The 20668-nt window shown below is 57.1% G+C and carries 16 protein-coding genes; 5 read left to right on the top strand and 11 right to left on the bottom strand.

Annotated elements, in window-relative coordinates; genetic code table 11:
• Positions 1-3: 3 nt before the first annotated feature.
• Both GCE01_RS02955 and GCE01_RS02950 read right to left on the bottom strand, forming a co-directional pair.
• A complete protein-coding gene (locus GCE01_RS02955) occupies positions 4-900 on the bottom strand; it encodes a 4-(cytidine 5'-diphospho)-2-C-methyl-D-erythritol kinase (RefSeq protein ID WP_099210802.1) in 897 nt (298 codons plus the stop codon).
• Positions 897-2567 carry a tetratricopeptide repeat protein gene (locus GCE01_RS02950; protein ID WP_244591056.1) on the bottom strand — a complete coding sequence of 557 codons (1671 nt, stop codon included), beginning with the start codon at positions 2565-2567 and terminating at the stop codon, positions 897-899. The genes GCE01_RS02955 and GCE01_RS02950 overlap by 4 nt, the downstream gene beginning before the upstream one ends.
• 147 nt (positions 2568-2714) lie before the next feature.
• Here GCE01_RS02950 and GCE01_RS02945 point away from each other — a divergent pair, with 147 nt between their 5' ends.
• Positions 2715-3521 (top strand): uracil-DNA glycosylase, encoded by an 807-nt coding sequence (locus GCE01_RS02945; protein ID WP_174694772.1) that lies wholly within the window; start codon positions 2715-2717, stop codon positions 3519-3521.
• Between the two features lie 165 nt (positions 3522-3686).
• Positions 3687-5657, top strand: a complete 1971-nt coding sequence (locus GCE01_RS02940; protein ID WP_244591055.1) for a transglycosylase SLT domain-containing protein — start codon at positions 3687-3689, stop codon at positions 5655-5657.
• Between the two features lie 90 nt (positions 5658-5747).
• Here GCE01_RS02940 and GCE01_RS02935 read toward each other — a convergent pair whose 3' ends face one another.
• The 3 genes from GCE01_RS02935 to GCE01_RS02925 form a co-directional block, all read right to left on the bottom strand.
• A complete protein-coding gene (locus tag GCE01_RS02935; protein WP_211516763.1) occupies positions 5748-7115 on the bottom strand; it encodes an MFS transporter in 1368 nt (455 codons plus the stop codon).
• Between the two features lie 5 nt (positions 7116-7120).
• Positions 7121-7333, bottom strand: coding sequence for a hypothetical protein (locus GCE01_RS02930; RefSeq protein WP_099210796.1), 213 nt, complete (start codon positions 7331-7333; stop codon positions 7121-7123).
• A 249-nt stretch (positions 7334-7582) separates the two neighbouring features.
• The gene (locus GCE01_RS02925) at positions 7583-8161 is read right to left on the bottom strand and encodes a YqaA family protein (RefSeq protein ID WP_046900041.1); all 579 of its coding nucleotides are present in this window, start codon (positions 8159-8161) and stop codon (positions 7583-7585) included.
• 125 nt (positions 8162-8286) lie between these two features.
• Between GCE01_RS02925 and GCE01_RS02920 the strand changes: the two genes are divergently transcribed.
• Positions 8287-8817 carry a cytochrome b gene (locus GCE01_RS02920; protein ID WP_099210794.1) on the top strand — a complete coding sequence of 177 codons (531 nt, stop codon included), beginning with the start codon at positions 8287-8289 and terminating at the stop codon, positions 8815-8817.
• 49 nt (positions 8818-8866) lie between these two features.
• Here the strand turns inward: GCE01_RS02920 and GCE01_RS02915 are convergent, their stop codons facing one another.
• The 4 genes from GCE01_RS02915 to ccmA all read right to left on the bottom strand — a co-directional run bounded on the left by GCE01_RS02915 (position 8867) and on the right by ccmA (position 15851).
• Positions 8867-12172, bottom strand: coding sequence for a S41 family peptidase (locus tag GCE01_RS02915; protein WP_099210792.1), 3306 nt, complete (start codon positions 12170-12172; stop codon positions 8867-8869).
• Between the two features lie 151 nt (positions 12173-12323).
• Positions 12324-14309, bottom strand: coding sequence for a Hint domain-containing protein (locus GCE01_RS02910; protein WP_099211125.1), 1986 nt, complete (start codon positions 14307-14309; stop codon positions 12324-12326).
• A 250-nt stretch (positions 14310-14559) separates the two neighbouring features.
• Positions 14560-15225, bottom strand: a complete 666-nt coding sequence (gene ccmB, locus GCE01_RS02905; protein WP_099210790.1) for a heme exporter protein CcmB — start codon at positions 15223-15225, stop codon at positions 14560-14562.
• Complete coding sequence (gene ccmA, locus GCE01_RS02900) at positions 15222-15851, bottom strand: heme ABC exporter ATP-binding protein CcmA (RefSeq protein ID WP_064273745.1); 630 nt, start codon at positions 15849-15851, stop codon at positions 15222-15224. Before ccmA ends, ccmB begins: the two co-directional genes overlap by 4 nt.
• Before the next feature lie 164 nt (positions 15852-16015).
• On the opposite strand from ccmA, the gene GCE01_RS02895 reads away from it, so the two are divergent.
• Both GCE01_RS02895 and GCE01_RS02890 read left to right on the top strand, forming a co-directional pair.
• On the top strand, positions 16016-16807 hold the full coding sequence (locus GCE01_RS02895) for an amino acid ABC transporter ATP-binding protein (RefSeq protein ID WP_244974517.1): 792 nt from the start codon (positions 16016-16018) through the stop codon (positions 16805-16807).
• Positions 16807-18384, top strand: a complete 1578-nt coding sequence (locus GCE01_RS02890; protein WP_099210788.1) for an ABC transporter substrate-binding protein/permease — start codon at positions 16807-16809, stop codon at positions 18382-18384. Before GCE01_RS02895 ends, GCE01_RS02890 begins: the two co-directional genes overlap by 1 nt.
• 75 nt (positions 18385-18459) lie before the next feature.
• Here GCE01_RS02890 and GCE01_RS02885 read toward each other — a convergent pair whose 3' ends face one another.
• Both GCE01_RS02885 and GCE01_RS02880 read right to left on the bottom strand, forming a co-directional pair.
• Positions 18460-19392, bottom strand: coding sequence for a hypothetical protein (locus GCE01_RS02885; RefSeq protein WP_099210786.1), 933 nt, complete (start codon positions 19390-19392; stop codon positions 18460-18462).
• Positions 19393-19395: 3 nt separating this feature from the next.
• Entirely contained in the window at positions 19396-20646 is a 1251-nt protein-coding gene (locus tag GCE01_RS02880; RefSeq protein ID WP_099211121.1) for an AAA family ATPase, read from the bottom strand.
• Between the last annotated feature and the right edge of the window lie 22 nt (positions 20647-20668).

Here is a 20668-nt window from a genome sequence, read left to right as displayed (position 1 = left end):
TTTTCAGGGGGTTCCAACGGGAGAATTCTGATGGAATGGACCACTCCATGTCCACCAACCCAAGCGTGTAGCAGTTTGGGTAAGAGCTTCTTCGGCTTCGTGCGCTTTTTGTGGGGTCGGGAAGAGGCCAAAGCAGGTAGCGCCTGATCCGCTCATACGCGACAGAAGGCAATCCGACTGGCTTTGAATCGCAGTGAGAACGTCAGAAATAATCGGGGCATGAGCAATCGCAGGCGCCTGAAGGTCATTCGCCGTTTGCCGTAATAGATCCACAAGGTCCCGCATTGACGACCATTGGCTGGGGAGCACCGGTTTTGTACGCTGGACGATACCCCCCATTGCGGCAAAGCTGCGGAAGATATCGGGCGTTGACACACCAACACCTGGATTAATCAGCAGAATTCCGCCGTTCGGCATTTCTGGTGCTGGGGTCAGAATTTCCCCAATTCCTTCCATGCGTGTCGCCTGCTGACGAACGCAGACGGGAACGTCGGCCCCAAGAGGTTCTGCAAGTGCGCAAAGATCGGATTCTGTTGCGTTCCAGACGCCTGACAGGATGCGCAGCGTGCACGCGGCATCCGCTGAGCCGCCGCCAATACCTGATGCGACAGGTAGATCCTTTTTCAGCGTCAGCCGGTATGCGTCATGAGAGCCGCTTTTTGCCTGAAGCGCTCGAGCTGCCTTGAGGACGAGATTGCTGTCGTCGGCTTCAAGGCCTTTGCCAAATCGTCCTTGTATAGACAGAGAAAACCGATCGCACTTTTCTCCCACACTGATCGTGTCGGCTGCCCCGGCGAAGACTGCGAGACTGTCGAGCAGATGATACCCGTCAGGCCGCCGCCCCGTGACATGCAGATAGAGATTGATCTTGGCGTGGGCGGTATCTTGAAGACGGGTCATTTGTTCTGTTCGAATGATTTGAGATGTGGGCCGCCCTGCTGGAGGGCATTCAGAATCAGAGTGCGATCCTGAGGCTGCGGATTGTCATCCAGAGACTGGTTCCATTGATCCTGGGCTTCCGTGTGGCGACCGAGATACCAATAGGCAACGCCCAGATGATAGCCGATTTCAGCATCACTCGAGGCATGCTCCGCAGCTTGAATAAGAATGGGTAGTGCAGTTTTCAGGTCGCCTTTGGCCTTAAGAAGGGCCCAGGCGTAGCTGTCCTGAATAGATGGGTCGTTAGGCTGGAGTTCCACCGCGCGCTTAAGCAACTGTAAGGCGTGGTCTTGGTCAATATCGTGTTCGATACTGGCATAACCGACGAAGTTGAGAACTTCTGGCTGGTCAGGGGCGAGTTCCAGCGCATGGTGCATATCTTCCTGCATCATGGCCCAGTCTCCGTTTTCCTGGGCAGCCATGGCGCGTCCGAGAAGTATTGGCCAGGCAATCTCCTTTCGAGGAGGAGAGGCCTTGAGAGCTTTCGTATAAAGATCGATCGCCTCGGCATGATGGCCCATCTGATCCTGAACTTCAGCCAGTTGAACCAGAAATTGCGGGTTACCCGGAAGCAGGGTCAGCGCGCGATGAAGCGCATCGGCCTGAAGTGGAAGATCGTGGGAGCGGCTGGCCAGATTGACGCGCTCCTGGGCAGCCAGCGCTGCCAGAGAGTCCGTGCTGGAAACCGAATTGAGTGTCTCGAGGCCCTTCGAGATCTGATTGCCGTCACGGAAGGTGTCGGCAAGGAAAATGCGTGCAACCGTCAGGGTGGGATCAAGGTAGAGGGCCTGTTGCAATGCGATGATGGCCGGATCGTGAGGAATGCCTTCCTGCTGAATAACGTCCGTGATCATCAGGGCAAGTTGCAGGTTCAGAATTGCCGCACCCTGTGATGGAGAAAGGGGTGGTCGTTTTTTCAGGTTATGCTGAAGCGGCCCAATGATCATGGAGGCGAGAGGGGAGCTCACTCCTAGCGCAGCTACGGCATCCAGTGCCGCCTTATGCTGGCCCTGACTTTCCAGCCAGCCACCATAAATCTGGGCATAAAGAATCTGGAGCGTCAGCGGATCATCGGGGCTGTTGCCAGTCTTCTGATAGAGAAGTTCGGCCTGATGTTGAGAAGGCAGTCGCTCTGCAATCAGCGCGGCATGGAACTGGTACAGGCGGCGTGTAGGGGCGAAGGTCGCAGCGGCGTTGAGGATGGAGAGTGCCTGCTCGACATGGCCTTCGTCTGCCTGCGCCCATGCCAGAAGAACTGGCGTTGCAACAGAGACCAGAGGGCCTCGATGATTGTTGCGGCTCAGGGTCTGGCGCATTTCCGTCCAGGATTTCCGAGTAACCGCGTTCTGGGCAAGGACGAGGGTGGCAATATCGCTGGCGGGAAGCGTTTTGGCGAACGTCACAGCCTCATCTTCATGTCCGGTCATGGCAGCGTAGCGCAGAGCATCTTCGCGCAGCTTCAGATCGCGGGAAGATAACGTCAGGACATGTGAAAGCGCGTTATAGGCAGCGTCGATCTCTCCGCGTTGCATCATGACGCTCGACGCCAGCAGCCATCCGGTCAGGGATTTCCCAGGATCAATAGCGGGCAGTGTTTCCGGAGGAGGGGCAGCAAATGCTGAGGGCATGAGGGTTCCCGCCAGCAGAAGTGCCGAGAGACCCGCGCGAAGCGAGTGCGAAAAAACCGGAATTGATCTGGGCCAGCCGCGCGTGATCTGCATAATGGGTCAATTCTAGACCGCATGTGGTCATACGCCAACCTGAACGGATTTTTCATGACACCCCAGCCTGTTCCGAGCCGAGCAGAACTGCTTGCCGCGCTACAGCTGCAATATGACTGGGGTGTGGATGAGGTTCTTTCGGAAGAGACGATTGACCGCCTCTCTGATGTGCCTCGGAGTCTGCCTGCCCGAGTGGACACCTTACACGGCCTACCAGCGTTACCCAGGGAAGTGCCATCGCCTGCACCTGTCTCGCCGGGGCTGGAACAGGCACGTGATCTGCCTGCCTTGATTCGGGCGAGCGAAACGCTTGATGATCTGTTTCTGGCGCGGACGGCAACGCATCGGCTCAAGCCCGTTTTTGTCGAGGCTGCTCGCTTCATGCTGATCGGAGAGACGCCGGACGCGGATGAAGATCGCTCTGGAGAACTTTTTGCGGGGCGTGCCGGTGAGCTTCTGGATCGAATGCTGGCCACTGCCGGGCTGGAACGCTCGGTGCTCTCAATGGCACCAGCGGTTCCATGGCGGCCGCCGGGAGGGCGCGGTGTAACGGATCAGGAGATGCGGTCCTGTCGTCCGTTGCTGTTGAAAACGATCGCCCTGTGCCGGCCACCGTTTCTGGTGACGATGGGAGTGACGCCTCTGCGGCTGCTTCTGGGGGATCAGGCCATGCTGAATCGGCTGCGTGGAAAATGGACGGAAATTCGGATTCCCGAGCTGGATGCACCGGTTGCTCTGCTGCCTATGCGACACCCGTTACAACTCGCTGCCAGCCCTGCTGCACGCCGGAATGCGTGGCAGGATCTTCTGGTTTTGATGGAGCGATTGAGTGCGGAAAATACAGAACTAAATAAGTCCTGATTTAAGCCTGTAAAAAACTTCGCGAAAACGCAAAAAACTACTCGAAAACAGGTGTTTGCCACTGGATTGTTCCAGTGTGTGACGATATCATCGCTTAGTCCGAGGCTCTGTTCTGGTTAACCAAAACTTGCCAGCGTGCCAGAAACCGGGTAGCACCCGGCGGCTATGCGAAGGATTACCCCTTTCATCTCAGGTGGCACGGCGCGAGCGTTGCTTGTGAGTGTGCTGATTCTGACCGGTGGAACTTTCTCCCCGGTGCGTGCTGACGGTGTGCAGACTCTGCCGCCTCAGCCAGACCATGCTGGCGATGAAACAGCGTTTGCAGAAGCCCGTCCCAGCCTCGGTGGGGACGGCATTGTATCGCTGCCACACCCTCTGACGGCCACTATGGCTAGTCGATATCGTCTGATCCTGCAGGCGCAGCGTCGTGGTGACCTGCAAGAAGCCATGGAGCAGACGCGTTTGCTTACGGATCGCGTCCTGCTGGGCGATGTTCTGGCAGATCGCTATCTTGCGCCTGGTGCTCATCCAGGAGCGGACCAGCTCCGTGACTGGTTGAAAAACTATTCAACCCAACCGGACGCCCCTGCAATTCAGGGGCTTTTGGTAAGGACTGCTCCGGCAGGCTCCGTTCAGCTCCAGACTTTTGCGAGGTCTCTGGCGCCTGAAGATCGTCCTGAAACCGTTCACCTGCCTAATAGTTCCCCTGCAGACCCATTGGCGCATGCCTTCACGCGTAATCCTCTCCTGGATCGTACGGTTCAGGAGCGGGTGATGCAGGGCGTGAAGGGCGCAGCCAGCGCACTGCACCTTGTGGATATTACGCCCGGCATGACCCCTGCCTATGCAGGGCAGCTTTACGGAGAAATTTCTCTGGGGCTGCTTTCACAGGGAGATGCTCAGAGCGCGCTGCGTCATGGTTGCGCCGGCTTCGAGCGAGGGGGCCATCAGGTTGGTCTTCCCGCTTATGTCGCTGGTCTGGCCGCCTGGCGTCAGGGGCATCTTGATGCGGCATATGAGCTGTTTGAATCGGCGGCAAATGCTCCAGTTACATCGCCTGAGCTTCATGCTGCCGCAGCGTTCTGGGCTGCGCGTGCAGAAATTCGCCGTCACGCAATGGCGGCATACGTGTCCTGGCTCCATCGTGCCGCGAACCATCACGAAACATTTTATGGGATGCTCGCCGCTCAGACACTGGAGCTTGGACGTAAGGGTCATGCCCGCCTGCCAGACAGCGTAACGGAAGTCACGCTTCATGATCCTGTTCCGGTTCTTGGGGAAATTGACGTCGAGGCCATCAGTGCGCTCCCACAGGGCCGACAGTTGTTTGCCCTGCTTCAGATTGGCGAGCGTGCACGCGCCGAGGCGCTGATGCGGCGGATGTGGACGGACGTGGCGCCTGACAGTGCGCGGTCCCGGTCCTTGCAGTTGGTTGCCCAGACTGCCGGATTTGAAGATCTGTCCGAACAGCTCGCGTCGCTCATCATGAACGGGGAGAGCCGCCCACAAGCGGCTGGTGCGGATCTGCCGATGCCTCGTCTCAAGCCCAACCATGGCTTTCGGATGAACCCGGCTCTGGTTTATGCCCTCACGCGCGTTGAATCGAATTTCGATGCTGCCGCTACATCCGGGGCAGGTGCGCATGGGCTGATGCAGATCCGGCCGATCACGGCGAGCTTCATCACACTGCATCACCAGACATATGATGCCCATGGGATGGCTGTTATTCCGGTACCGCCTGACATGGTAAATCGCCTCCACAACCCGTCATCCAATCTGGAAATCGGTCAGCTTTACGTGCTGTATCTGGCTTCCCAGTCGAGCCATACATCTTTGTCGGCGCGCCCTGAGGGCGGGGATCTTGTACGGGTTCTGGCGTCTTACAACGCAGGCCCTGGCGCTATTGCCCGTTGGGAAAGTGCGCAGACGGCCGATCTGCATGATCCGCTGTTCTTTATGGAAACGCTGCCCAACACGGAAACGCGTGACTATGTGCATCGCGCCCTGACTTATACGTGGCTGTATGCGCATAAGATGGGGCTCTCTTCGCCGTCTCTGAAAGCGCTGACGCATTCCGAGTGGCCATCGTTTGGCGCGGAGCAGGCTCTGGCTCATGAGCAGATGGCGCTGAACTAAGAATAAAAAAAACCTCGCATCAGCATTTTGATGCGAGGTCTCTTCAGAAAATCGCCCGGCCTGAGTGCCGGGCTTTTTTGTTTTTGGGGCTTAGCTTTTCTGGGTCTGGATGCCCAGATCTTCCATTTCTTCATGAACCGCAGACGCTTTGGCGGAAGAGTAAACTTCCATGGCGGAAGCTCCCTTTGGCTGTTGCAAGCGGATGAAGCAGGTGATGACTGCGGCAAGCAGATACAGTGCCGCGTAGATGTAAACGACGCCCTGCGTGCCGTAGCCAGTAACAAACAGTGTTGCCAGTGCCGGGCCCAAGAAGTTGCTCAGGCCACCGCCAAGGTTCTGCACGGAAACCGCAGCACCTTTGTGATCGGGCGCAATGGCGGGGAAAATTGCTCCCATGGGCACAAATGCATTGAGCGTTAAAGCCAGGAACAAGGCACCGATAATTGCGGTGAACATGTTGCCGGGCATCAGGTGCGGGATGAAATAGAAGGCAAGGCTTGCCATTGCGCAGCCGACAAAGCCGAACCAGCGCATCTGACGCAGCCAGCCGATCCGGTCTCCAATAAGGCCCCAGACCACGTTGGTCACAGGCTGAACCAGGAAGAACGCACCATAGATCCGCAGCCATTGCGGCATGGTGAAGCCAACTTCCGGAGACGTGTAGAAGAGCGGCATGATGACCGGAAAGCCGAAGAGAGACAGATTGCAGATGACGCGCGTGATGAGTGCCAATGCAATATCACGGTTCTCAACAATCAGCGTCAGGCTGCGACTGATCTCGATCAGCTGTTCCTTGACGGACACCTTGGCTGCCAGTGGCTTGGCCTCAGAAGGGTCTTCGCGGATGGTCAGGCAAGCCAGTGCGCCGCCAGCCAGAACCCAGGCTAAAGACATCCACAGGGTCGGCATGAAGCCGAAAGCGGGGATGGTCCAGCTTGGCAGGAAGGACGCGATGATGCCGTAACCCAGCGTGAACATCGACCAGACCCAGCCGATGGCAGAGGCCAGACGATGATCCGGGGTTTTCTGGACGATCCAGAAGAAGAACGCATAAAAGAACAGCGGGTATGCAAAGCCGCGCAGACCATAGAACAGCATCATCATCGGGAAGGAGTGCTGTCCGAGGCCGAGCCCGAGGAACGCGACGTGGCACAGTGCCCACCAGATGGTGCCGATCGCCATGATGCGGCGTGCGCCATAAACTTCGGCCAGCACGCCAGACAGCCAGCTCGAAATGGCGGCTGTTGCACCGTAAATGGTGAAGAGCATTCCTGCCTGTTTGGGCGTAAAGCCAATCTGCGTGACGTATTTTGCAAGAAACGCAACTTCGATGCCGTCGCCCGTCATGTACAGGGCAACAGCGATATAACCCCACAGCAACATCACCGGCATGCCCCAGAGGATGCGGGATTTGGTGACGGCTGATCGATAGGGTGGAGAAAGCTCTGTGGCACTCATGAATGTCATGCCTTCCTGAAGGAAAGGGAGGATGGAGTGTCTTCACACGGCAACGATGACAGATCGGTGCTTTCCAGAGGGCCAAGCAGTGTGACGATCCCGGGGGAGGCCAGTCCAAGAAACTGTGCTTCGATACCACTGAACACACCTGCCGAGCGTGATGCCGGAGGCAGGATATTAAAACGTTTAGCGATAAAGATAGGCTGTTTTCTAAACATGGCGAGCTCCTTTGACAGCGGGAATATGCGTTCGGGTTGTCGTTCGGAGGCCGGCAGTTCCTTTCTCCTCATGTCATCCGCGCAGGACATTCTGACGTGAGGAGAACGGAGCAGGCAGGCCTGCTGGAAAGCCGTCACCGATAACCGTGTGAGTACGATCTCGCGGACGATAACATGATTCTGTTATATTTAAATAGTATTTATGTTATTTTTTATGCCATAAACGCATCATCTGATGTGACTATTTCTCTAGAAGAGCTCAACAAGCGCGACGCCCGCAACGATCACCACAAGAAGAATCAGCAGGATCACCGTCAGGCGCTTTTCGATGAACTCGCGCACAGGTTCGCCAAAGGCCTTGAGGAGTGCGGCTTCCAGGAAGAAGCGTGCGCCGCGCGTTGTGATGCTGGCTGCGATGAACGGCAGCAGCGGGAAGTGTGCCGCGCCGGCTGCCAGTGTGACGAATTTGTAGGGGAGAGGCGTGAGTCCCTTGCCCAGAATGATCCATATGCCATATCGGCGGAACAGGTCTTCCAATGCCAGAATGCGCCCATCTGCATGATAGAAATGGGCGATGGGCATACCGATATGCTTCATTAGGAAAGCGCCGAGCAGCCATCCGATCACGCCACCTATCACGCTGGAGACAGTGCAGACTGTTGCGAGAAACCAGGCTCTGTCCTGTCGCGTCAGGATCATGGGAACGAGCATCAGGTCAACTGGGATCGGGAAGACCGACGCTTCTGCCATGGCGATAATGATAAGCCACCATACGGCTTTGGGTGAGGCGGCAAGGTCGGTGATGCGACGATAGAGGGAATGGATCACGGTCTGGTCCTGTGGAGGAATATCCGGTCTTCCTATCCTTCTCTGTCACTGAATGAAAATTCATTGCTTCGGAAAACAGGGTAAAGGAAGCACAAAGCTCTTCCTTTTCTGAAAATGGATGCCCCGTGCCCCAACGTTACTCTCTTCTGGCCCGCCTGTTTCATTGGGGCATGGCGGCTATCATTATCCCGGTCTGGATGATTGGATTCTATGCGGGGCGCCTGCTACCGCGTGGGGCTTCTCCTTTGAAGGGGGAACTGCTTTCCATTCATAAGGAGATCGCATCGACAGTTGTGATCTTGGTTGTTCTCAGAATGGCCTGGCGCGCAACGCATCGGCCGCCAGCGTTACCTGACACTATTCTGGAAGAGCAGCGCATTGCGGCGCGCGTGCTTCAGGGATGTCTTTATCTTCTGATGTTGACCACGCCTCTCACGGGATGGCTGATGGCCTCTGCTCATGGGGCGCCAGTCCAGGTGCTATGGACGGTGCACCTGCCGGCGCTCATTCAGAAAACTGCGCTGTTCGCGCCGATCCTGGGTGTCATGCATCAGTTTTCTGCCTGGATTTTGGGGGTTCTGATTGCCGGGCATTGTGTGGCGGCGCTGATGCACCGTTTTGCCCGGCGGGATCAAGTCATGGATATGATGCTCTGAATAAAAAAGGCCTCTGCAGATATGTGCAGAGGCCTTGGACTATTTTGCCTTATTGCGGTGAAGCAGGCTGCTGAATCGGGAAAGGTTCAGCTTTGAGCGCAGGGCGCGGATGATCCGCCATCTGCGTCTTCAGATACGAAACCGCCGCATCAAGCTGTTGATCCTGCCCCTTGAAGGTGGCGACCGGCATGTTCTCGATCTCGATATCCGGTGAGACACCCTTGTTCTCGACCAGCCAGTGGCCGTTCATATCGAAATAGGGATTCTCGGCTGTCCGAGCATTGCCGTTGTCAATCAGACGGTCACCGTCCGAAAGCCAGACACCGGCGCCTGCTGTGCGTTCCCCAAGGAGCGGGGCGATGTGGAGAGACTTGATACCTTGAGAGAAGGTCTCACCGTCCGAGTAGGTCATTTCATCTGAAATCACGATGAGATGGCCCTGGAACGCCTGTTGCATGTCAATGGCCGGAGCGTTGCCATAGCGGCTCCAGAACATCCAGGACCGGCGCATGAGCTGCGTCAGAACCCAGCTGTCAATGTTGCCGCCATTATTGCCGCGGACGTCAACAATGAGTCCATCCTTGTCGATATTGGCATAGAACTCGCGGGCGAACGCCTCCATGTCATCGCCGACCATGGCTTGCAGATGCAGATAACCAATGCGTCCATGGCTGGCACGATCCACAAGATCAGCACGGCTGACTTCCCAGTCCCGTGCGCGCAAGGACTTCTGCTTGCGCCAGCTTACGGCTGTCACGACTGTTTTGTGTTCTTTGCCATTGCGCAGAAGAGTCAGAAGAACCTGTTTTCCAGCCTGATTGGCCAGAAGCGTAGAGAGGTCGGGCTCGTCGGCTGCGGATTGTCCGTTCACGGCAACAATCAGATCTCCGTCCTGCGCATCAACGCCCGGAGCAGCCAATGGAGACTGCTGATCCGGTAGATCGCGGTCTCCTCTATAGATATGTGTGATGCGGAAGCCTTTTGCTTCGCGGGTAATCTGTGCACCCAGTCCGGCAATCAGGTTTGCAGCCGGGTCTTCGAGGCTTTGTGCCGGCCGGAGCTGGGAGTGCATGGCGCCAATTTCAGCAACCATCTGGCCAAGCAGATCATCCAGATCCGCACGGTCTCCAAGTCGATCCACAAATGGCGCGAAATGGGCTCTGACGGCTTTCCAGTCTACGCCATGCAGATCGCGGTCATAATAATGATCACGGTGAAGGCGCCAGGCATCGACAAATTCGTCTGACCATTCCTGAGCAGGGTCGATGCGCAGTCGTAGTCCGTCAAAGCTGACCGCTTTCCCTGCAACATCATCAGGCTTCTTGGCCCCGACTGGTAGCAGAAGAACTTCGGGTGCCTGCTTCGCGCGAGGGGCTACGGTCATGATCGTTTTGCCGTCTGCCGAGAGGCTGAAATCTTCAACCTTGGGCGAGAAGGTTTCGATCTTGTGCTCGTTATTGTCGATATGGATGGATTTCAGAGGGTTGGCGTCATCGTCCGTACCATCCACGGTGAACAGATAATCGCTGGCGGCTGCCAGCCCGTGATAATCCGCAGCAGGGACGGGAACCTGATAGAGACGATCTGCCAATCCGTTCCATTCAAACGCGGGAAGAGGCTTCTTGGGAGTGTCCTTCTTCTCATCTTTCTTGTCGCTCTTTTCCTTGCTGTCATCATGATCCAGCTCGGTTGGGGCCTGGAAAGGAAAGCGTTCTCCGGCCTGGAGTGCGAGGGCATAGATGCCTGTACGATGTGGAAACGCCGGTCCCAGATTGCGGTCTCCCCAGGGAGAGCCGTTAGCCAGCGAGAATGTACGATCAGACAGGAACCACAGCCATTTCCCATCTGGGGAGAAGGTTGGGCTATAGGATTCGTAACGGTCGCTCGTCACCCACTCCGTCCGTCCTGTTTCCGGAGAATACAGGGCAATCTGACGTCGCAGATTGGAGCCGCGCGTGCGTACGAAGGCTAGGGCCTTTCCGTCTGCCGCCCATGAAAGGGAATCGAAAACGTTCGTGCCGTCCTGAGTGGCATCATCAACGAGCTTCTCAGCTTTGCTCGAAAGGTTGAGCAACCATAGGCGCCCCAGCAAATCCGTATGCGCGGCGTATTTTCCGTCTGGTGAAATTTCGAGAGCAACAGGCTCGGTTGAGGATGGCTGGCTGAGTGCTTCTCCCTTGCCGCTGCCATCTGCCGCAAAACGCCACAGCGCAGATTCTCCGCCAGCATCACTGAACGCAATGACGGATTTGCCATCCGGCGTCACGCGGGCGAGGCGCAGGCGGACATTGTCTGGGGTGGGCAGGACGATCAGACGCCGTGGGGAAGCTGCTGCCACGACCGTGTGGCCGCGCATCGTGAAGATAGCAGCATCGCCTTTGGGAGAAATGGTCTCCGACGTGGTGAAGCGGGTTGGTCGATCCAGCCAGTACGGTGCACGAGGTGCATTGTCCGAGACCAAATTGACAGGGATCTGGTGGCTCTCGCCAGAGGTCAAATCCAGCGAAAAGAGGTCTGCCCCTTTGCGGAACACAACATGATCGCCTGAGAGTGACGCTTCCAGAATGCTGTAATCTGTAAAATGGGTCAGCTGTCGGGCATCTGTTCCGTCTGCTGCGATGCTCCAGAGGTTGTAACGTCCGTTTTCGTCGGAAATAACGATCAGACGATCCCGCCACGGCATGGGGCGAAGCAGGTTGGCTGTGCGTGTGCCAATACGTTCGGCCTCGGCTCCGGACTGAAGATCAAACCGCCAGAGTTGCGAGAGTGCTCCTCCACGATAGGCCCGCATATGATCGCCTGTTACCGCGACCCCGAACCGCACGGCATACAGCCATTTACCGTCCGGGCTAATGGAAGCGTCATTGACGTTGGCAAGCGGATAGACGTGCTTTGCACCCGTTTTCGGATCCAGAGCTGCGACATTATAGCTGTAGTAAGGGCCAGTTGCGTCCGGCATGGAGTACAGGATGCCTGCATGAGCATCCCATCCTGCGATATGAAGTTTCGGCGCGTTTTCAAACGTCATGCGTCGGGGTGTGCCGCCGGAACTTGGCATGATGTAGAGCTCTGTCGGCCCATCAAAATTCGCCAGAAATGCGATTTCTTTGCCATCGGGGGAGAGGACAGGCTGCGGGTCAACAGCATTGGCGCCATGGGGCGCGCTGGTCAGGCGCTGGGCTGTGCCTCCCGTCAGGGGCACACTCCAGACTGACTGTTCCGCGCTGAAAAGAACGGTCTGCCCAGTGACTGACGGCTCCCTGAAATAACCGGGCTCAGCCTGGGCGGTCAGCCCGGAAATGCACCCCAGAAGAGCCGCGCATGAGAGAAGGGAACGTCGGAGGGAAAACCGCATGATGTGAAGGACTTCTCATATGAAAATATCCGTCGATGATGCTGCGGTTTCATATCGCCGTCGAGACGGCAGGTGCGTTTTGAAGGTGGGAACACAAAAAACGCCAGCCCTAGATGGGCTGGCGCTTCGTGTTTTGCCGTGAAAACCTGGATCAGGCGGTCAGAGCAATGACCTTGTCTTCAGCCGCTACCAGGTAGGAGCTGTTGGACAGGACCTGAACAGCCAGCATGGCAATGCTGTGAGAAGACCGGCTCGGGAGCGAGATTGCGGCATGACCTGTGGTCCAGCGCATGGTCGTTCCTTCGGGAACACTCCAGCCAGACAGCTCTTCCTTGGCGAGATGTGCCGGAAGCACCGTGGTGCTGCCTGCCTCGTAGAGGGCAATCTGGCCAACGAGCACACCGAGTTCGCGGCGGTCATCAACAAATGGGCCAATCACATCGGACGGGCGGCTCGTGCGGGACATCAGGCGCACAGAGCGAACCTTCTCCGGCAGCATGAACATGGCATAGCCGTTGGTCTCACGCGTTTTACGGATGATGGTGCCATCTTCCGTCATGAGATGCAGGTCAGCATCCTGCGTCAGGACTGCACTGTCAGCCTGAGACACCAGACCTGCCATGTCTGCCCGTGCTTCGATTGCGCGGAACAGGGGCTCGACTGTTGTGCGGTCCGTCGTGAGCGGGGCCGCTGCGTCGTCGTTCCAGCTCTTGACGCTGCCGCCGATGCTGAAAACATTTCCGTCCTGACGGAAATCGCCGCGATTGCCCGTGTCGAGGAAGCTCTCCGTCAACAGGCCGTTGGCCATAATGACCGAGTGATCTGCCGTCTCGATGTGGAAGTAATCGTAAGACGTGATGCTTGTGTCGTAGTGAATGGAGCGACCATTGATCAGCATCCGGGCCGGGACAAACTTTCCATCAAGGAACAGGCAGTGTTCTGCCGTCACCAGAAGGTCCGTGTGTGGCATGCCGGGTGCGATGGCGTCCTTCAGAATACGAACCGGGTAGCCTGCTTCGTCTGCAAACGGACCTGGACGTACCGTCATGTGACGACGTCCGGCCCATGTGACAGTGCGAACGTCTTCACGGCCATCAACATACACAACCACGCTGTCGCCAAGGCGCAGGGTCTCGACAGCAACTTCCCCATCCTGCGTGCGGATCATTGAACCTGCGAGGAAGCAGATGACGCCGTTTCCATTGCTGGTGTTAACCGTGACCGGGTTGCTATCGGTCGGAGCGTTTTTGTAGCTGCTGTCGTAGGTAACGCTTTTGGGGCTGATTGTGCCGCTAGACGTGGTCAGCTTTACATTGTCGCTGGTCATGGTGGCAGACGTTACGGTCTGACCATTCACGCCGAGGCTGTCGCCTTCCTTCAGGTTGGCCAGAACCAGCTTATTAGCTGCGTACTGGTCGCTCGGAAGAATCAGCGTGTTGTTGCCCGTTCCGAAAACGACCTTTGTGCCGTCAGTCGGGTAAGTCGTAATGGTGGCTTTGGCACCATCATTCAACGTCAGGGTAGACTGGAGGGCAGAGCTGTCCGTGAAGGACGTACCTGCGCCATTGACCGTGATGGGGCCTGTAATGGTGGTGCTGTTGCTGGCCGTCTTGACGGTCGAACCATTGGAAATATTGAGGTTGCCAGCAATTCCGCTGCCGCTGACGCTGCCCAGCGTAATGTTGGAATTATCAAAATTGAGCGTGCCGCCAGTCGCGATCGATGGCTTGAGGCCCGGATAGCCAGACCAGTCCTGCGAGACATTCGCGAATGTCGCAGTGCCGCCGTTATCAACCTGAAGGACGTTGTTAGCCGTCAGCGGGCGCTGGATGTTTGCCGTGCCACCTGAAGCGACTTCCAGATTGTTGACAGCCAGAGCGCTGGTGCCAGACGCGATATCGAGAGTGCCTGCAACCTTGATGTTGACGCCGGAAAGCGTTGATGTCGCGCTTGAGACGGTAACGGTCACACCTGATGGGATGGTGACTGTGCCTTGATTCGTCTGCGTATCAGGAACGTGTGTTGCTGGTGCGCCATCGTAGCTCCAGTTCGACACGTCACTCCAGTTGCCGCCGGTTGTTGGGCCGACCCACGTGTAGAGATCGCCGTTTGTCCAAGCGGGTGTAGATGTTGCCATGATGTGATGAAAATCCAGAATGCAGGGGTGCGCCGTATTGTTCGCAGAGTGAAGTGGAATTGCTCCCATCGCTTCTTCTGCAGACAAACGAAAGCTATTGATGGCGTAATTCGTTCAATTAAAGCTAACAGTCAATGTAAATGATGAAGATGAATAATTTGTAAAAAACCAACGCCTCATTGCTCGGCTTATTCAAGCCGGGCAAGAAACGTTCAAATCGAAAAAATTTATGGATTTATCGAGAGATTTTTTAACCGACCGCAGATTTGAGGCCATAGCCTGCTGCGAGTGGGCAAAGTGGCAGCATTGCAAGCAGGCATGCTCCCAGAAGGTCGAATCCGGCGCTGGATGATGCACCAAGCTGCCCGGCATAGGACGAAGCCGCACCGAAAATCAGTACTGGCGTTGCGAGAGGCAGAACAAGAAGTGGCAAAAGAACGCCACCACGACGCGCCCCCAACACGATTGAGGCGGCCATGCCACCCATCAGGGACAGGCACATCGTTCCAAGCATCAGCCCGAACAAGAGAAGCGGGAGTTCGCTCCCTTTTACGCCCAGCATGATGCCAAGCGGGATCGCTGCAACAAGAAGAGGCAGGCCAGTTGTCAGCCAGTGAGCAATCATTTTGGCGAAGGCAACGGCATACGCTGGAAGGCCCGTGAGCATCAGCAGATCCAGTGAGCCATCTTCCAGTTCAGAGCCGAAAAGTCTGTCCAGCGGGAGCAGCGATGCGAGCAGTGCACAGACCCAGATGATGCCCGGCCCCATATGACGCAACAGGTCTGGTGAGGGGCCAAGAGCCAGAGGGAAAAGGCTGCCACACAATATAAAGAAGAGCAGGGATGCGAGTGTATCCGCCCCAAACCGATAGGCAAGTCGCAGGTCGCGGTCGATCAGGGCAAAGAAAGCGGTCATGACAGCCAGAGCGGTTCAGCGTGAGCAAGGGAAGGGAGTTCGTGCGAGCGCGTGTTATCCAGAGGGAGCGGAACATGCGTCGTAACAATCATGGCTCCCCCATTGTCACGGTGTTTGGCCATGATTGCCCCAAGCCGTTCGATGCTCGCTACGTCCAGACCAACGGTCGGTTCGTCCAGAAGCCAAAGGGGTGCTCCTGACAGCATGACGCGTGCGAAAGCTGCCCGGCGTTTCTGCCCCGAGGACAGGAGGCGTGCTGGAAGGTCAGTCAGGAATGCCAGATCAAGGGCTTCCAACACGTCTTCCATGCTTCCGCTGCCCAGGCGATCGGCCAGGGCAAGATTTTGCGCCAGCGTCAGGCCAGGCTTGAGAGCATCCTGATGGCCCAGCCAGGCCAGTGCTCCATAGCGCTCAATCGTGCCACCATCAGGCTTGCGAAGGCCTGCGATTGTTCTGAGAAGAGTGGATTTTCCCGCACCATTCGGGCCGGTGAGTATCATGGCATCGCCATGAGCAAGCGAAAGGCTCACATCATCCAGAACCAGCCGGTCTCCACGGAAAACCGTAATATCCCTGACATCCAGAAGCACGGAAGGTGTTGTTGGGTCGGGCGGCTGGGTCGTCATGGGAAGCGTTCTGTCCGGTTCACGGTCTTATCAGCTTAGACCCTCTGAGCGCGGGAACTGCAAGGGGGCGTCTGAAAAGCTGCAATCTGGTGAATTCTCATTCCCGCATGCAGGAAAGGTCTCGATAGCCAGTGCGAGGTCCGTTAAGAGGGCTGAACGGTATAATGATCACACGTCTTGTTAAGGGATGTCTGGAACTGACTGATCTGGTGTTACAGGCGAGCGGGATCGCCAAGTCTTTTGATGGCAACGAAATTCTTCGTGGTCTGTCACTTGATGTTGAACGTGGCGAGCTGATCTCGATTATCGGACCGTCAGGGTGTGGCAAGTCCACCTTCCTGCGGTGCCTCAATTTTCTGGAGCATCCTGACGCCGGAACTGTCCGTATTGAAGATGTGACACTCGCCTGCACTGGCAAAAGCTGGACGCGCGCCAATGAGGCACAGGCCCATCGTTTGCGGGCGCATGTCGGCATGGTCTTTCAGGCCTTCAATCTTTTCCCTCATAGAACCGTCATTGATAACGTCATGATGGCGCCGATGCGCGTGAAGGGTGTCTCACGGGATGAGGCGCAGGCGACTGCCTGTACGCTTTTGGAAAAAGTGGGCCTGGCGGGTGTTAAAGACCGCTACCCGGACAGTCTTTCGGGCGGCCAGAAGCAGCGCGCGGCTATTGCCCGTGCGCTCGCCATGAAGCCATCTGTCATGTTGTACGACGAGCCGACATCCGCACTCGACCCGGAACTTTCAGAAGAAGTTCTGTCGGTGATGCGGGATCTGGATGATGATGGGATGACGCAGCTTGTCGTAACACATGACATGCGCTTTGCCCGTGCCGCCTCGGATCGCGTGCTGTATGTGGAGGCTGGTGAGATCGTTGAAAGCGGTGACCCGGACCTAATGTTCGCCAACCCGAAAGAGGGGCGCACACGGCGCTTCCTGCGGACGCTCCTGTGATGAACAAGTTTTTTGCGTGTCTTCTGGCGCTGGCTTTCATGTTGGCACCCTCCGTTCATGCCGTAGCAGCTGACGAGACTGTCGCATCCGCGCCAGACGTTCTGGTCGTGCCGGGGGCTCGGGATAACACCGATCTGCCCTGGGCTTCGGATGGTGAGGCCAATGTGCCTTACGTGTTCCATGATCCCGAGCATGAATCCCGGATGACCGGGTTCGAATACGATCTGGTCAATGCCATCGCTGAGAAAATGCACCGCAAGGCGCGTTTCATTCAGAATGACTGGGATGGCCTGATTCCCGGTCTGTCGCGCGATCTTTACAGCATGGTTGCAGACGGCATTGAAATGACGCCGGAGCACAAGGCGGCGGTCCTGTTCTCCCGTCCTTATTATGTAACAAGCGAGCGGATTATTCTTCGCAAGGAAGAAACGGGTCTCGACACGCTGGAGGCTCTCAAGGGGCATAAGATTGGCACGATCAAGGACACCACAGCCGAGCGAATGCTGCGCCGGCAGGGTGGCTCTACGATCCGGTCTTATGAAGAAGAGACAAATGCCTTTTCAGATCTGCGCAACGGAAGGCTGGACGCGATCCTGCTGGATGCGCCCATCGCCCTGTATTACGGCAGCATTTCCGATGACATGAAGCTGGTGGGCGAACCGATCGGCAGCATGGAATATGGTATCGCGTTTGCACCTGGTAGCCGCGCGTTGCGTGATCAGGTGGATGCCGCCCTCGGCGATCTTATCAAGGACGGGACGCTTCACCAGATTCTGGCACGCTGGAACCTGTGGACTCCGTTGATGGAGAACTACACCGGGGACCATACCCATCCGGATATTGCTCCGGTGGAATGGGACCGGTATCGGGCGGCCATGGCCAGCACCACGGGTGGAAACTGGAAAGTTCTGGTCCACCGGTATGTCGGGTTCCTGCCTCTGATCGGCCAGGCAGCCTTGATGACGTTGGCTGTTTCAGCGCTCGCTATGGTAATTGCGGTCGCTCTGGGCCTGCTTCTTGCGTTGGCGCGGCATTATGGTGGGACGGTCCCTCGGCTTGTGGCGGGGCTATATGTGGAAATCGTCCGCGGCACACCGTTGTTGATTCAGGTTCTGTTCATTTTCTATGGGCTGCCAGCCTTTGGCATTCGGCTGTCTCCCTTCATGGCAGGCGTGTTGTCACTGGGGCTCAATTACGCGGCCTATGAAGCCGAGAATTACCGTGCGGGTTTGTTGTCTGTCCCCCGGGGCCAGATGGAAGCCGCTATTGCCCTGAACATGACGCACTGGCAGGCGCTTCGTCTGGTCGTGGTGCCGCAGGCCTTCCGCACGGTTGTGCCGGTCATGACCAATGACTTTATTTCGTTGCTCAAAGACAGTTCGTTGGTGTCCGTCATTACCTTGACGGAACTCAGTCAGACCTATGTCCGTCTATCGTCCACCTATTACGATTATTTCGGAACGGGGCTGATGGTCGGTGCGGCTTATCTTCTGCTTGGGCTACCGTTCGTGAGATTGGCCCGTATGGCAGAACGGCGCATGGGCCGCGGTATGGGCGGCAATATTGGCCACCACTGACTGGGAGGCATGAAAGACGCCTCATTCAATGAATAAAAAAAGCTGCCTCTCTGTTGGGAGGCAGCCTTTTTTTTGTCAGGACGCTTTGGGCGCTGACGGATCACTCGTGATGGATGGTGTGAGGGTATTAGGGTTAAGCGTCCCGTCAAACCCTTGCCGCAGAACGTCCGCCCATTTCAGCATCCACCGATCCAGATCCGTGATGAAGCGCGAGGAGTCCGGATTGGAATGAACTGTGCCTTTGCCCCAGATGTTAATGGGCGCCAGGAGTTGGCGGGACCCGTGCTCAATCGGGGCAATAAGCGTCTCAACAGTTTCGACCTGAACGCCCTGCGTGCCCTGAAGGGCCGCGTGATACCAGCCAACATTGATCATGAGGGGTGGAATTGGAAAGCCGAGCGTTGCCATGCGGTTGAAGGCCGCTGTGATGAACGGGTCCGGGCTGACTGTATTGTTCGCCAGAACTGCGTTCCCCATATAGGTGCACTCTTCCGATGCGCCCGGTTTTCCACTGATACGTGACGCATAGTTGCGATCATCATGGCACGGCGTTTCCAGCCCGTCCGTCACTTCCTGCGGAAGAGTCTGCTGGCTGGCTCGGACAACAATCACTGCCGAGACAACACCACTATCCGTGCGCGCCAGAACCTGCTGGGAAATTTCTCCGTGAGGGCCGCTGCGGGCTGTCAGGATAGTGTGCCAGTCTCCGGTCGGGAGCGGAACAGTGCGCCCGGCAATCTTCAGGCTGTGCCGGAGGGTGATGCCTGGATCGGGAACACCGACCTGATCCACGCCACCATTGGGGGCATTGCCGCCGGCGGGGTTTTGAGGGCCAGCGCCCGCTGCAGGCGATGGGCTTGCACCAGGAGCATGTCCCGGGAGCCAGGGCATGGCTTTCTTCAAAGCCGGGGTCGGGAAAAACGACGCCATCCCGATCCCGCCGACCATCATGATAAGGCTTGTGCGCCAGAGAGGCGCACGGCGCCAGAGTCGTCCAAATGCTGTCATGGATCAGTGGCTCAGGCGGCCGAGTTGCGCTTCGGTATCCTTGGAAATTTCCGCGACAACGCCCTCATCTCCTGCCGTCAGACGAACCGTCTTGGCGCCCTGCTGACGGGTGATAATCAGGCTTTCGCTCACCATATCTTCAATGGACCGCACCAGATCACGAGCGCTGGCGCCGGTGCCCAGGTTCTTCTGCTTGACCATGACCTGAAAGAGCAGGGCCGGATCAATACCGCCTGTTTCAACGTGCAGGCCATAGCTTTCGATCATGGCTTCAATTTCCAGAGCGGCCACACGGGCTAGATCCAGACCGCGAAGGGCGCGGAATACGAAGATCCTGTCGAGGCGGTTCAGAACCTCAGGAGCGAAGCCTGCCCGCTTGAGCGCTTCCACCGACTCCGCACGCATTTTGTCAGGTTCATTTTCCAGGCGGTCCGCAATCTCTGTCAGTGCGTCCGTTGCGATGTTGGACGTCAGCATGAAGATGGCGCGGGTGGTGGAGACCTGTTCGCCTGTAGATGCTTCCGTAACGTGACCATCGTTCCATGCAGTGAGAAACTTCTTGAACACGTCCGGGTGGGCTTTTTCAATTTCATCCAGTAGCACGACGGCATCTGGCTGATCCTTGAGTCCGCCGGTCAGCTTGCCGAAAGTGTCTGAACCGACATAGCCCTTCGGGGAGCCGAAGAGCTGTGTGGCTGCATGGGGGCTGGACATCTGCGTCATATCGAAATGGAGCAGAGGACGTTCCATCTGGCGAGCGATCTGCTTGGCCAGATAGGTTTTGCCAGTTCCTGGAGGCCCTGCCAGCAGAAAAATGCCGACGGGCTTGCCACGCACCTGAAGAGCGAGGCGGCGGCGGAGCTGCTGGGCAATGTCTTCGCAGACACGGTCCTGCCCGATGACGCGGGCCCGAAGAGATGCGGCAAGCTCCTCCGCATCAATGACGGTTTCGCGCTGTTCGCGGGCCATGAGTTCTTCAAGCGCACCACGATTGGTCAGCCGGCTGAGAACATCCATGATCAGACCTTTCCTCCGGCGCAGTCCACGACGCGCCAGTTTTTCTGCAGAAGTTTCGTATCCCAGACCCATGACGGTCAGGAGGGCGCCGATTCCGGCAAGGGGAAGATAGGCAGGGCGTGCCCAGTTCAGAGCTCTCCAGAAACCATCCAGAGACAGGTGTAGCATGACGGCCACCTGAATGACCGCCAGAATCAGGAAGGCCGCCATCATAACTGGCATGGCCCGGTTGAGCATGGGAACGAGGGACTTGAACACC

This window comes from Gluconobacter cerinus (assembly GCF_002723935.1).
Taxonomy (GTDB): domain Bacteria; phylum Pseudomonadota; class Alphaproteobacteria; order Acetobacterales; family Acetobacteraceae; genus Gluconobacter; species Gluconobacter cerinus.
This window is presented reverse-complemented; position numbering and strand designations above follow the sequence as displayed.